The sequence below is a fragment of the Halomonas sp. SL18_1 genome, assembly GCF_055755715.1.
In genome coordinates this window covers 3523313-3535723 of the sequence record NZ_JBVTRK010000001.1, presented here as the reverse complement: position 1 = coordinate 3535723, position 12411 = coordinate 3523313, and the positions used below count along the sequence as shown (strand labels likewise).

The following is a 12411-nucleotide window of genomic DNA, read 5'->3' as shown; positions in this document are numbered from 1 at the left end:
ACCTCCATGCGCCGACTGCTGCTATCCAACGATGACGGCGTGCATGCGCCGGGCCTGCGCGCCCTGTTCGATGCCTTGACCCCCCATGCCAGGCTGCGCGTGGTGGCGCCGGATCGCGACCGCAGCGGCGCCAGCAACTCGCTGACGCTCTCCCGGCCGCTCTCGCTGACCGCGCTGGACAGCGGCTTCTACTGCGTCGACGGCACGCCGGCCGACTGCGTCTACCTGGGCGTCAACGGCGTCTGGGACGAGAAGCCCGACCTGGTGATCTCGGGAATCAACCACGGCGGCAACCTGGGCGACGACGTGCTCTACTCCGGTACCGTGGCGGCGGCCATGGAGGGGCGCAACCTGGGCATGCCGGCGATCGCCATGTCGCTGACCGGGACGCGCCACTTCGACACCGCCGGGCGCGTGGCGGCGAGCCTGGTGGGCGCGGCCGATCAGCTCTCGCTGCCGCCGCGCAGCCTGCTCAACGTCAACGTGCCGGATCTTCCCTGGGACGAAATCCAGGGCTTTCGCGTCACCCGGCTGGGCTACCGCGGGCCCGCCGAGCGCCCCATGGAGGTGCGTGACCCGCGCGGCCGGCGCCGCTACTGGATTGCGGCGGTGGGTCTCAACGCCGATGATGGGCCGGATACCGACTTCGCCGCCGTCGAGGCGGGCTATGTATCGATCACGCCGCTGCAGACCGATCTGACCCGGCGCGGCGCCATCGAGGATGTAAAGGGCTGGCTGGATGCACTCACCTGATACCTTGCCCGACCTGTTGCGCGGGGTCGGCATGACATCGCAGCGCACGCGCGACCGCATGGCGGCTCGGCTGGCCCGCCAGGGCATCGAGGATGCCCGGGTGCTCAGCGTCATGGCCGCCGAGCCGCGCCACCTGTTTCTCGACGAGGCGCTCGCGCACCGCGCCTACGAGGACACCTCGCTGCCCATCGGCCACGGCCAGACCCTCTCCCAGCCGTGGATGGTGGCGCGCATGACCGAGCTGGTGCTGCGCGAATCCCCCCGGCGGGTGCTGGAGATCGGCACCGGTTCGGGCTACCAGACGTTGATCCTGGCGCGGCTGGTGCCGGAACTCTACTCCCTGGAGCGAATCAATGCCCTGCACCATCGGGCCGCGTCGCGGCTGCGCCTGCTGGGAGCGTCCCAGGCGCAGCTGCGCCTGGCCGACGGCGGTCACGGCTGGCCGGAGGCGGCGCCGTTCGAGGTCATTCTGCTCACCGCCTGCGCTGGCGAGCTGCCCGAGGCGCTTTTGTGTCAGCTCGCCGAGGGCGGGGTGATGATTCTGCCGCTGGCGGACGCCGACGGGGAGCAGTGGCTGACCCGGGTGCGTCGCCAGGGCGACCAACATGAAGTCCAGCGGCTGGAGAAGGTTCGCTTCGTGCCGCTGCTGCAAGGAGTCATTCGTTGAAGCCACATTTTAGCGTGTTCCTCAAGGGCGCGGGCATGGGCGCCGCCGATGCGGTGCCCGGTGTGTCCGGCGGCACCATCGCCTTCGTCACCGGCATCTACGAGGAGCTCATCCACACCATCAAGCAGTTTGGTCCCAGCGCTTTCACCGCCTGGCGTCGCGGCGGCCTGGCGCAGCTTGCCGCCCACCTCAACCTGACCTTCCTGATCCCGCTGCTGGTCGGCATCCTCGCCAGCCTGATCAGCGTGGCCCACCTGGTGGTGTGGCTGATGGACGACCATCCGCTGCTGCTCAACGGCTTCTTCTTCGGCTTGGTGGCAGCCTCGGCCCTGGTGGTTAGCCGCCACCTCGACGACTGGAAACTGTGGCACGTGCTGCCGCTGGTGGGGGGCTGCTGCTGGCCCACTGGCTGCCCTCGCTGATGCCGCTGATCACCCTGATGGGCAGCCCCTCGCTGATGCTTGTCGTGGGCGGCGCCATCGCCATCAGCGCCATGCTGCTGCCGGGGGTTTCCGGCAGCTTCCTGCTGCTGACCATGGGGCTCTACGGCCCCGTGATGAACGCCATTCGCGAGTTCAACCTGGAGCTGCTGGCGATCTTCGCGGTGGGCTGCGCGATCGGTCTGGCCGGCTTTTCGCGGCTGCTCTCCTGGCTGCTGCGCCGCTTCCATACCGCCACCCTGCAGCTGCTGCTCGGCTTCATTCTCGGCTCGCTGCCGGTACTCTGGCCATGGCGCGAACTGGTGCGCTATCAGCTGGGGCCGGAGGGCCAGATGATCCCTCTCGACTACCGCTACCTGCTGCCGTCAGACTATGCGGTTCTGACCGACCAGTCCGGTCTGCTGCTGCCGGTGCTGACCGCCATGCTGGTCGGGGCCGCGTTGGTCCTGACCCTGAGCCACTACCAGGGGAGCAGGCCGACCGCTGCGGCGGCGCCGTCCCCCTCGCCCGGCTCTCGAATGACACCCGACAAGGAGGATGGTCCCCATGCGTAAGGTGTTTCTGGTTTCCGCCATCGCGCTGGCGATGGCCGGCTGTGCGGCCCAGGAGGAGCGTTCCGCGCCGCAGGTCCGGGACCTCTCCGCCAGCCGCGAACGCGCGCCCGACAGCCACTACACCGTCGAGGCCGGCGACACCCTCTACGGCATCGCCTGGCGCCACGACATGGACTACCGCGATCTGGCCCAGCTCAACCAGATCAGCCCGCCCTACCGCATCCACCCGGGCCAGCAGCTGCGCCTGAGCCGGGAGGCCGGCGCGCCCTCATCCCGCCCGGCGGAGGCGAGCGGCCGCGACCGGCAGGTAGCCACCGCCACGCCGCTGGGCGAGGCACCGGCCGACTCGGCCGACACCGACTGGCTGCAGCCCGACGATGCCGCCATCGAGCGCAGCCGGCGCCTTACCGCCGAGCCGCTGACCCCGGACGACTCGGGGCCCAGCCAGGTGGCCGTGGAGGGCGCCGAACAGCTGGCCGCCGCATCCCCCAGCCGGAGCCCGACCCCGAGCCCCAGCCTGAACCGCAGCCCGAGCCCGAGCCGGAACCCGAGCCGGAACCCGAGCCGGCAGCCGAACCCCAGCCGGAGGTGGGCACCGAGGTGGCCGGGGCCCCGGAGCGGCAGCCGGATCGCAGCGACCGCAGCTACACGCCGGTGGCCGAGGTCGAGTGGCAGTGGCCGGCGGACGGCGACATCGTTGGGCGTTTCGGCGAGGGCGGAAGCATCACCGCCGGCATTGATATCGCCGGGCAAAAGGGGCAACCTGTCAGGGCAGCCGGGCCGGGGATCGTGGTCTATGCCGGCAGCGGGGTGAGGGGCTACGGCAACCTGATCCTGCTCAAGCACAACGACCAGTACCTGAGCGCCTACGCCCATAACGACAGCCTCAGCGTCACCGAGAACGACGTGGTCGAGGCCGGCGAGGTCATCGCCACCATGGGCGACAGCGATGCTGAAGACGTCAGGCTGCACTTCGAGGTGCGCCGGGATGGCCAGCCTCAGGATCCCCTGAACTATCTTCCGGAACGATAGGCTGCCGGAGCGTTCGCCGCGGCTTCGGCCCTTCCGGGTAGTCTCGGCGGCGGACGCGAGCGACACAATAACAACAGCCGGCGTTGCCACCGATGTCGAGGCCATGCCGGTATCCAGGACGCAACCATGGGGTAGCCACCGATGAGTATGCTTGAACGGAACCTTCAGGACGTGAGTCTCGACGATGCCACCGAGACCGACGATGGCCTCGATCGTGATGCGGCGGTTGAGGACGAAGACGAGGAGAGCGCGGTTCGCGACGAGGACGCCTTCGAGAAGGCACTGAGCCGCGAGGATCGCCACTACCACCATAGCCTGGACGCCACCCAGATCTATCTCAACGAGATCGGCTTCTCGCCGCTGCTGACGCCCGAAGAGGAGGTTCATTACGGCCGCCTGGCGCAGCAGGGCGACCCCGCCGGTCGCGCGCGGATGATCGAGTCCAACCTTCGCCTGGTGGTCAAGATCGCCCGGCGCTATCTCAACCGCGGGCTGACCCTGCTCGATCTGATCGAGGAGGGCAACCTGGGGCTGATTCGCGCGGTGGAGAAGTTCGACCCCGAGCGCGGCTTCCGCTTCTCCACCTACGCCACCTGGTGGATTCGTCAGACCATCGAACGGGCGCTGATGAACCAGACGCGCACCATTCGTCTGCCCATCCACGTGGTCAAGGAGCTCAACATCTACCTGCGGGCGGCCCGCGAGCTGACCCAGAAGCTCGATCACGAGGCCTCCGCCGAGGAGATCGCCGACTACCTCGACAAGCCGGTGGAAACCGTCAAGAAGATGATGGGGCTCAACGAGCGGGTCTCCTCGGTGGACTACCCGGTGGGCGGCGAGAGCGACAAGCCGCTGATCGAGACCCTGGCCGACGACAACGAGCAGGGCCCCGAGTCGTCGCTGGTCGACGTCGACGTCAAGCAGCACGTCGACGACTGGCTCGCCGAGCTCACCGAGAAACAGATGGAAGTGGTGGTGCGCCGCTTCGGCCTGCGTGGCCATGAGGCTGCCACCCTCGAAGAGGTCGGCGACGAGATCGGCCTGACCCGCGAGCGGGTCCGTCAGATCCAGGTCGAGGCGCTCAAGAAGCTGCGCCGCGTGCTGGAGAAGCAGGGGCTCTCGCTGGACGCCATCTTCGAGTAGGAGGGAATGGCGGCGCTGGCGCCGAGCTTGCACGCTTGTTGCACGCCGCCGGGCCTAGAATTAGGTTCTTCGCACTTTATCGTGAACATGTTTGGCAGGTTTTATGGTGGGAGGCCGGCTCTGCCGGGCGAAGGCGCCGCAGGCGCCCATGGTAGCGCTGCGCGCTACTTCGCGAGCTGAAGCTCCCTCCCACAGGGCAAGTTCACGCCAGTCTGCGATGAACCAAAAATTAGGGGGCCATCAGGCGTCAGGCATCCGCCTGAGGCCACTCAGGCATCCGCTTGCCGCTACAGGGAATTGTCGAACATGCCACGCTTCAGCTCTCACCCCTCTCACCGCCGGCGCTGGCTGGTTGGGCTCGCCACCCTGGCGATGGCCGGCAGCGTCCAGGCCACCGACCTCTGGACCATCACCCGCGACGCCCTGGACAACGATGCCGATCTGGCCGCCGCCCGCGCCGGCTTCCAGGCCACCGAGGCGGCCCGCGACGTCCAGCGCGGCTCGCTGCTGCCCCAGGTCTCGGCCGGCGGCAATCTCGCCCACTCGCGCCTCTACAGCAGCCAGGCCACGGCCGCACCGAGCGGTCAGCCCGGCGCGACGGTCGACAGCGACGACAACGTCACCAGCATCGGCCTTAGCCTGGAGGCCGAGCAGGCGCTCTACGACCCCACCCGGCGCGCCCAGCTGGCGCAGGCCGAGCGCGAGATTGAGCGCGAGACCCTGTCGCTGAACGTGGCCGAGCAGGCGCTGCTGTTCGAGGTGGCCGAGGCCTACTTCGAGATCCTGCGCGCCCACGACATCCTCGCCGCGCGCCGCTCCCAGGAGACGGCCATCGAGCGTCAGCTGGAGCAGGCCCGGGAGCGCTTCGAGGTAGGGCTGATCGCCATCACCGACGTGCACGAGGCCCAGGCCTCCTTTGACCTGGCCCGCGCCCAGCGCATCGCCGCGGAAAGCGCCATGCAGGTCAGCTTCGAGGCCCTGGAGCGGCTCACCGGCCAGCGCTACGAGAGCATCGACGCCCTGGCCGAAGAGATTCCCATCGAGGCGCCGACCCCGGTCGATCGCGACGACTGGGTAACGCTCGCGCTGGACAACAGCCCCATGCTGCAGATGGCCGAGGCCGGCATTGAGGTGGCGCGCAGCCAGCTGGACATCTCCCGCGCCGGCCAGCAGCCGGTGCTCTCCGCCTTCGCCAGCTACAACTGGTCCGAGAGCGATCGCAGCGGCCCCTCCGAGCGCTCCGAGAGCCAGGTCGGGCTACGCGCCAGCCTGCCGCTCTATACCGGCGGCTCGACCCAGGCGCAGATTCGCCAGAGCGGCTTCGCCCTGGAGGTCAGTCAGTACGATTTCGAGGCCCAGCGTCGCGACACCATCCAGCAGGTGCGCTCGCTGTTCACCCGGGTCAGCAACGACGTGGAAACGGTCGAGGCGCGCCGCCAGGCGATCGTCTCCAACCAGAGCGCCCTGGAGGCGACCCGCTCCGGCTACGAGGTGGGGACGCGCAATATCGTCGACGTGCTCAACGCCGAGCGCAATCTCTTCAATGCCATTGCCGATCACGCCGAGGCGCGCTACGACTACGTGCTCGGGCTGCTGCAGCTGCAGCAGCAGGCCGGCCTGCTGGGGCCCGAGGCGGTTCGTGCGGTCAACGACTGGCTGACCCCCGAAGGGGCCGTCTCCCTGGAGCTGCCCGACGTGGGCAACGACGACCCGGTGATGAACATCGGCGAACGCCCCAGGGCGCCATCCTGATAAACGCCTGCATGGCAGCGCATATTCAATAATTCACGCTGAAAACCATCGAATATACGGTGGTTTTCTTCGTGATATTGGCTTCTGTCTTGTCGATAATTTCGGCTCTTTACACATTGGCGTGAAGCCGTGCTGCACCGCCGTGTCTCGACCCCGACCCCATGCCTTCAGGAGGACGCCATGGCTCGGCCGCTGGTTGCCGATATCGACCTTGACGCCCTGCGTCACAACTACCGCCTGGCGCGTGGCCTGGCGCCGCACAGCCGCGCCGTGGCGGTGATCAAGGCTGACGGCTACGGCCACGGCGCGCTGGCCTGCGCCCGGGCCCTGGAGGCCCAGCCCCCCGAAGCGTGCCCCCGGCCTTCGCCGTGGCCTGCCTGGAGGAGGCCGAAACCCTGCGCGAAGGGGGCGTGCGCACGCCCATCGTGCTGCTGGAGGGCATCTTCGAGGCCGCCGAGCTGGCCCGGGTCGAGGCGCTGGGGCTGTGGATGGCGGTGCACAGCGACTGGCAGGTCGAGGCCCTGCTGGCCTACCGCCCGGCGCGGCCGATCCCGGTGTGGCTCAAGGTCGACTCCGGCATGCACCGGCTGGGCTTCTCCCCCGAGGTGGCGGTCGGTGTCTGGCAGCGTCTGGCCGCCGCCCCCGACTGCGCCACCGACCTTCAGCTGATGAGCCACTTCGCCACCGCCGACGCCGTGGAGGCGGACTACTTTCGCCGCCAGCTGGCGCGCATGCAGGCCCTCGGCGAACGGCTGGGGGCGCCGTTGTGCCTGGCCAACTCCCCGGCCACCCTGGCCTGGCCCGACGCCCACGGCGCCTGGGTGCGTCCCGGGTGATGCTCTACGGCAGCGACCCCCTGGAAGTGGCCAGCGAGGCCAGCCGCCGGCTGCAGCCGGTGATGACGCTGCGCTCGGAGATCATCGCCGTGCGCGAGCTGGAGGCGGGCGAGCCGGTGGGCTACGCGGGGCGTTGGCGCGCTCCCCGCCGCTCACGCATCGGCGTGGTGGCGGCAGGCTACGGCGATGGCTACGACCGCCACGCCGTGGACGGCACCCCGGTGCTGGTGGCCGGGCGACGCACCGCCATCGCCGGCAAGGTCTCCATGGACATGCTCACCGTGGACCTCACCGAGATCCCCGAGGCCGAGATCGGCAGCGAAGTGGTGCTGTGGGGGCGGGCGGCCAGCGGCGAGGTGCTCAGCGTGGATGAGGTCGCCCGCCACTGCGACACCATCAGCTATACGCTGCTCACCGGAATCCTGCCCCGCGTGCCCCGGCGCTACTCTCCTTAACGGGGTAGTTATCGCCAGCCTCGCCAACGCCGCCGGGAGGCTGACGCCTCCAGTCGCGAGCTGAAGCTGCTCCTACATTAGAAAGTTTCGGCTGTAGGAGCGCCGCTCTGCGTCGCGACTGGCGCCGCCAGGCGCCCCGGCGGAGGCACCGGCGTCGGCATTGATCGCCAGCGCAGGCAACACCGCCGGGAGGCTTCGCCTCCAGCCGCTAGCTAAAGCTTCTCCTACATTAGAAAGTTTCGGCTTTAGGAGCGCCTCTCTGCGTCACGACTGGCGCCGCCAGGCGCCCTGGCGGAGGCACCGGCGTTGGCATTGATCGCCAGCGCAGGCAACACCGCCGGGAGGCTTCGCCTCCAGTCGCGAGCTGAAGCTTCTCCTACATTAGAAAGTTCCGGCTGTAGGAGCGCCGCTTTGCGTCGCGACTGGCGCCGCCAGGCGCCCTGGCGGAGGTGCCGGCGTTGGCATTGGTCGCCAGCGCAGGCAACACCGTCGGGAGGCTTCGCCTCCAGTCGCTAGCTAAAGCTGCTCCTACATTAGAAAGTTCCGGTTGTAGGAGCGCCTCTCTGCGTCGCGACTGGCGCCGCCAGGCGCCCTGGCGGAGGTGCCGGCGTTGGCATTGGTCGCCAGCGCAGGCAACACCGTCGGGAGGCTTCGCCTCCAGTCGCTAGCTAAAGCTGCTCCTACATTAGAAAGTTTCGTCTGTAGGAGCGCCGCTTTGCGTCGCGACTGGCGCCGCCAGGCGCCCCGGCGGAGGCCGCCGCGGCCCCCTGCCTTCAGCAAGGCCGGGCATCGCGGTATGATGCGCCTTTTGACCGAAGGGAACTCGCATGCCCAAGCGCAACTGGCCCGCCTCCTTCGCCCACCCCCGCTACTGGCCCGCCTGGTTCGCCATCGGCTGCATGCGGGTCGGCGCCTGGCTGCCGTGGCGGCTCAAGCTGGCCGTGGGGCGCGGCATCGGGCTGTTCGCCTGGTGCGTCGCCCGGCGGCGGCGGCATATCACCGATACCAACCTGCGGCTGTGCTTTCCGGAACTCGACGAGGCGCAGCGGGCGAGACTGGTCAAGGAGACCTTTATCGCCAACGGCATCGGCATTCTGGAGACCGCCACCGGCTGGTGCCGCGACCCCGAGCACCTGCGCCATCGGGTCACCTACAAGGGCCAGCACCATCTCGCCGAGGCTCATGCCCGGGGCAAGGGGGTGCTGGTGGTGGGCATCCACTTCTCCACCCTGGACCTGGGCGGAGCGCTGCACTCGCTCTACTTCCCCTCCGACGTGGTCTACCGCCCCCACAACAACCCGCTGTTCGACCGCTTCATGACCCGGGCGCGCTCGCATATCTTCGGCCAGGCCATCGACCGCCACGACCTGCGCGGCGTGGTGCGCCGCATCAAGGAGGGGCATATCGTCTGGTACGCGCCGGATCAGGACTACGGCCGCGAGGTCAGCGTCTTCGCCCCCTTCTTCGGCATCCCGACCGCCTCGATTCGCCTCACCGCCAAGATTGCCCGCATGACCGGGGCGCCGGTGGTGCCGCTGATGTTTCACCGCAACCCGGACAACCGCACCTATACCATCGAGTGCCATCCGCCCTTCGAGGACTTCCCCAGCGGCGACGAGGTGGCCGACGCCGCCCGGGTCAACGCCTATGTCGAAACGGCCATCCGCAAACACCCCGAGCAGTACATGTGGCTGCATCGCCGCTTCAAGACCCGGCCCGAGGGCGATCCCGGTTTCTACTGAAGCGGCGCTTCAGGAGAAACCGGGCCGGGAGCTGTAAGCGTTAAGCCGTAAGCCATAAGCCGTAAGCCGTAAGCCGTAAGCCGTAAGCCGTAAGCCATAAGAAAACCCCACTAACCTTCTCGGTTGTGGGGTGTTCTCTTACAGCTTACAGCTTACAGCTGGCGCGCAGCGCCCTAGGCGTCGATGCGCTTGTACTTCATGCGGTGCGGGGTATCGTTGCCCACCCGCTTCTTGTGGTCCGCCTCGTAGTCGGTGTAGTTGCCCTCGAAGAACTCCACGTGGGAGTCGCCTTCAAACGCCAGGATATGGGTGGCGATGCGGTCGAGGAACCAGCGGTCGTGGGAGATCACCAGGGCGCAGCCGGGGAAGGCCAGCAGCGCCTCTTCCAGTGCCCGCAGGGTCTCGATGTCCAGGTCGTTGGAGGGCTCGTCGAGCAGCAGCACGTTGGCACCCTGCTTCAGGGTCTGGGCCAGCTGCAGGCGGCCGCGTTCCCCGCCGGAGAGGTCCTTGAGGAACTTCTGCTGGTCGTTGCCCTTGAAGTTGAAGCGCCCGACATAGGCCCGCGAGGAGACCTCGTAGCCGTTGATGTTGAGCATGTCCTGGCCGTCGGATACCGCTTCCCACACCGTCTGCTTGTCGTCCAGGGCGTCACGCAGCTGCTCCACATAGGCGATGTCGACGGTCTCGCCGATCACCACCTCGCCGCCATCCGGCTGCTCCTGGCCGTTGATCAGCTTGAACAGCGTCGACTTGCCCGCGCCGTTGCCGCCGACGATGCCGACGATGGCGCCCTTGGGCACGCTGAAGCTGAGATCCTCGTAGAGCAGCTTGTCGTCGAAGCGCTTGGAGACGCCGTTGAACTCGATCACCTTGTCGCCCAGGCGCGGGCCAGGCGGAATGTAGATCTCGTTGGTCTCGTTGCGCTTCTGGAAGTCGCCGGACTGCATCTCCTCGAAGCGGTTCAGGCGCGCCTTGCTCTTGGCCTGGCGGCCCTTGGCGTTGGAGCGCACCCACTCCAGCTCGTGCTTGATCGCCTTCTGGCGCGAGGCCTCCTGCTTGGCCTCCTGCTCCAGGCGCTTCTCCTTGGATTCCAGCCAGGCGGAGTAGTTGCCCTCGAAGGGGATGCCCTGGCCGCGGTCGAGCTCGAGGATCCAGCCGGCCACGTTGTCGAGGAAGTAGCGGTCGTGGGTGATCGCCACCACGGTGCCGGAATAGTCGTGCAGGAAGCGCTCCAGCCAGGCCACCGACTCGGCGTCCAGGTGGTTGGTGGGCTCGTCGAGCAGCAGCATGTCGGGGCTGGAGAGCAGCAGCCGGCACAGCGCCACGCGGCGGCGCTCGCCGCCGGAGAGATGGCCGACCCGGGCCTCCCAGGGCGGCAGCCGCAGCGCCTCGGCGGCGACTTCCAGCTTGCGCTCCAGGTTGTGGGCGTCGGCGGCCTCGATGATGTTCTCGAGCCGCGCCTGCTCGCTGGCCAGGGCGTCGAAGTCGGCGTCCGGCTCGGCGTAGGCGGCATAGACGGCGTCGAGCTTCTCCTGGGCGGCCTTGATCTCGCCCAGCGCCTCTTCCACCGTCTCGCGGACGTTCTTGTCGTCCTCGAGCTCGGGCTCCTGGGGCAGGTAGCCGACGTTGAGCCCCGGCATCGGGCGCGCCTCGCCCTCGAACTCGGTATCGACGCCGGCCATGATGCGCAGCAGGGTCGACTTGCCCGCGCCGTTGAGGCCCAGCACGCCGATCTTGGCGCCGGGGAAGAAGGAGAGCGAGATATCCTTGAGGATCTGCTTCTTGGGGGGCACGACCTTGCCCACCCGATTCATGGTGTAGACGTATTGCGCCATGGAATTCCACTGGGTTGAGGATTTCAGTGGCCACGATGATAGAGCCCAGGCAGGGGAAAGGCTAGGCCCTGAGGTCAGGAGGCGAGGCTCGAGGTTCGAGGTTCGAGGAAAACAGCATTGCTCGCCCCTCGCCCCTCGCCCCTTACTCTTCCTCGTCCAGGGCCCAGTCGTCCTCGATGGCGCGCCTCAGGCGACGCTCATCGAGCAGCGCTTCGACGCGGCGACGGGCGCGAAGGGTCTCGGCACGGGTCAGGGCGCGGGGGCGGGTGTAGTCGTCGTCGTTGACGGCCTCGAAGACGTCCTGATCGTCGTCGAGCGAGTCATCCAGAAGGGGTTTGCGGCTCATGCGATGTCCTCCCATGGCCATGGCCGACCGCTCTGGCGGTCGCGGCATCACAGTTTCGCTTCGTGTCCGAAGCGACGGACCGGAAGCGCCATGGCGCCGCGCGGCGGCACCTGACGGCTATATAAAGCGGGAGGCCGCGAACTGCAAGACCCCGGGGGCGACTTTTTTGGGGCTTCGCACTTTCGCGTGAAAATGTTTGGCAGGTTTTTCGGTGGGAGGCCGCGGTTCGACGTCTCGACTCTGCCGGCGGTTCGACGCTTCGACGAAGGCGCCCCTTGGGTAGCGCTGCGCGCTACTTCGCGAGCTGAAGCTCCCTCCCACCTCCCACAACGCCACTTCACGCCAGTCTGCGATGAACCACTTTTGTCGGGTGGGGCGGTGCTCGGCGCTTAGCTCAGGCCGTGCTCGGTCTTCAGCCGCTCCAGCTCCTGCTGCGCCTCGACCCGCTCGGTGACGTCCTTCTGCACGCCGATGAAGTAGGTCAGTTTGTCGTCTTCATCGTACATCGGGGTGATCGACAGCTCGTTCCAGAACAGCGTGCCGTCCTTGCGGTAGTTGCGCAGCACCTCGCGGCAGGGGCGGCCTTCGGCGAGGGCCTTGCGGATGTTGTCGAGGGCAGGCTGGTCGCGATCCTCGTTCTGCAGGAAGCGGCAGTCCCGATAGAGGATCTCGTCGGCACTGTAGCCTGTCAGGCGCTCGAACCCCTGATTCACGTAGATCAGGATGTTCTCGTCGCCCTCCTGCTCGGCGACCACGATGCCGTCTTCCGAGGCGTCGATGATGCGCTCGAGCAGTTCCGGGCTGATCAGTGGGGATCGTTTCATACTAGGTGTTCCTGTCGCGGTTCCTGGCATAC

The 12411-nt window shown here is 67.8% G+C and carries 10 protein-coding genes and 2 pseudogenes; 9 read left to right on the top strand and 3 right to left on the bottom strand.

The window, feature by feature from the left end:
* The first annotated feature begins 6 nt into the window (after positions 1 to 6).
* The 9 genes and pseudogenes from surE to lpxL all read left to right on the top strand — a co-directional run bounded on the left by surE (position 7) and on the right by lpxL (position 9374).
* A complete protein-coding gene (gene surE / locus ACSJDS_RS18015) occupies positions 7 to 753 on the top strand; it encodes a 5'/3'-nucleotidase SurE (RefSeq protein WP_473034432.1) in 747 nt (248 codons plus the stop codon).
* Positions 740 to 1420 (top strand): protein-L-isoaspartate(D-aspartate) O-methyltransferase, encoded by a 681-nt coding sequence (locus ACSJDS_RS18010; protein WP_473034431.1) that lies wholly within the window; start codon positions 740 to 742, stop codon positions 1418 to 1420. The genes surE and ACSJDS_RS18010 overlap by 14 nt, the downstream gene beginning before the upstream one ends.
* Before the next feature lie 35 nt (positions 1421 to 1455).
* A pseudogene (locus ACSJDS_RS18005) lies at positions 1456 to 2414 on the top strand (DUF368 domain-containing protein).
* Positions 2407 to 3228: a LysM peptidoglycan-binding domain-containing protein gene (locus tag ACSJDS_RS18000; protein ID WP_473035114.1), complete on the top strand. Its 822-nt coding sequence runs from the start codon at positions 2407 to 2409 to the stop codon at positions 3226 to 3228. Before ACSJDS_RS18005 ends, ACSJDS_RS18000 begins: the two are co-directional and overlap by 8 nt.
* On the top strand, positions 3138 to 3446 hold the full coding sequence (locus ACSJDS_RS17995; protein ID WP_473035069.1) for a peptidoglycan DD-metalloendopeptidase family protein: 309 nt from the start codon (positions 3138 to 3140) through the stop codon (positions 3444 to 3446). Before ACSJDS_RS18000 ends, ACSJDS_RS17995 begins: the two co-directional genes overlap by 91 nt.
* A gap of 147 nt (positions 3447 to 3593) precedes the next feature.
* A complete protein-coding gene (gene rpoS / locus ACSJDS_RS17990) occupies positions 3594 to 4589 on the top strand; it encodes an RNA polymerase sigma factor RpoS (protein WP_473035068.1) in 996 nt (331 codons plus the stop codon).
* 306 nt (positions 4590 to 4895) lie between these two features.
* Positions 4896 to 6341, top strand: a complete 1446-nt coding sequence (locus ACSJDS_RS17985; RefSeq protein WP_473034430.1) for a TolC family outer membrane protein — start codon at positions 4896 to 4898, stop codon at positions 6339 to 6341.
* A 180-nt stretch (positions 6342 to 6521) separates the two neighbouring features.
* Positions 6522 to 7632 (top strand): annotated as a pseudogene (gene alr / locus ACSJDS_RS17980) (alanine racemase).
* An 827-nt stretch (positions 7633 to 8459) separates the two neighbouring features.
* On the top strand, positions 8460 to 9374 hold the full coding sequence (gene lpxL / locus ACSJDS_RS17975; RefSeq protein ID WP_473034429.1) for an LpxL/LpxP family Kdo(2)-lipid IV(A) lauroyl/palmitoleoyl acyltransferase: 915 nt from the start codon (positions 8460 to 8462) through the stop codon (positions 9372 to 9374).
* 173 nt (positions 9375 to 9547) lie between these two features.
* Here lpxL and ettA read toward each other — a convergent pair whose 3' ends face one another.
* From ettA to ACSJDS_RS17960, 3 genes are all read right to left on the bottom strand, one after another.
* On the bottom strand, positions 9548 to 11209 hold the full coding sequence (ettA, locus tag ACSJDS_RS17970) for an energy-dependent translational throttle protein EttA (protein ID WP_473034428.1): 1662 nt from the start codon (positions 11207 to 11209) through the stop codon (positions 9548 to 9550).
* Positions 11210 to 11351: 142 nt separating this feature from the next.
* Positions 11352 to 11555, bottom strand: a complete 204-nt coding sequence (locus ACSJDS_RS17965; RefSeq protein ID WP_473034427.1) for a PA3496 family putative envelope integrity protein — start codon at positions 11553 to 11555, stop codon at positions 11352 to 11354.
* Between the two features lie 389 nt (positions 11556 to 11944).
* Positions 11945 to 12379, bottom strand: coding sequence for a PAS domain S-box protein (locus ACSJDS_RS17960; protein ID WP_473034426.1), 435 nt, complete (start codon positions 12377 to 12379; stop codon positions 11945 to 11947).
* Between the last annotated feature and the right edge of the window lie 32 nt (positions 12380 to 12411).

Excerpts from the sequence above, each read along its gene's own strand:
- surE (WP_473034432.1), top strand. The coding sequence starts at position 7 with ATGCGCCGACTGCTGCTATCCAACGATGACGGCGTGCATGCGCCGGGC.
- ACSJDS_RS18010 (WP_473034431.1), top strand. The coding sequence starts at position 740 with ATGCACTCACCTGATACCTTGCCCGACCTGTTGCGCGGGGTCGGCATG.
- ACSJDS_RS18000 (WP_473035114.1), top strand. The coding sequence starts at position 2,407 with ATGCGTAAGGTGTTTCTGGTTTCCGCCATCGCGCTGGCGATGGCCGGC.
- rpoS (WP_473035068.1), top strand. The coding sequence starts at position 3,594 with ATGCTTGAACGGAACCTTCAGGACGTGAGTCTCGACGATGCCACCGAG.
- ACSJDS_RS17985 (WP_473034430.1), top strand. The coding sequence starts at position 4,896 with ATGCCACGCTTCAGCTCTCACCCCTCTCACCGCCGGCGCTGGCTGGTT.
- lpxL (WP_473034429.1), top strand. The coding sequence starts at position 8,460 with ATGCCCAAGCGCAACTGGCCCGCCTCCTTCGCCCACCCCCGCTACTGG.
- ettA (WP_473034428.1), bottom strand. The coding sequence starts at position 11,209 with ATGGCGCAATACGTCTACACCATGAATCGGGTGGGCAAGGTCGTGCCC.
- ACSJDS_RS17965 (WP_473034427.1), bottom strand. The coding sequence starts at position 11,555 with ATGAGCCGCAAACCCCTTCTGGATGACTCGCTCGACGACGATCAGGAC.
- ACSJDS_RS17960 (WP_473034426.1), bottom strand. The coding sequence starts at position 12,379 with ATGAAACGATCCCCACTGATCAGCCCGGAACTGCTCGAGCGCATCATC.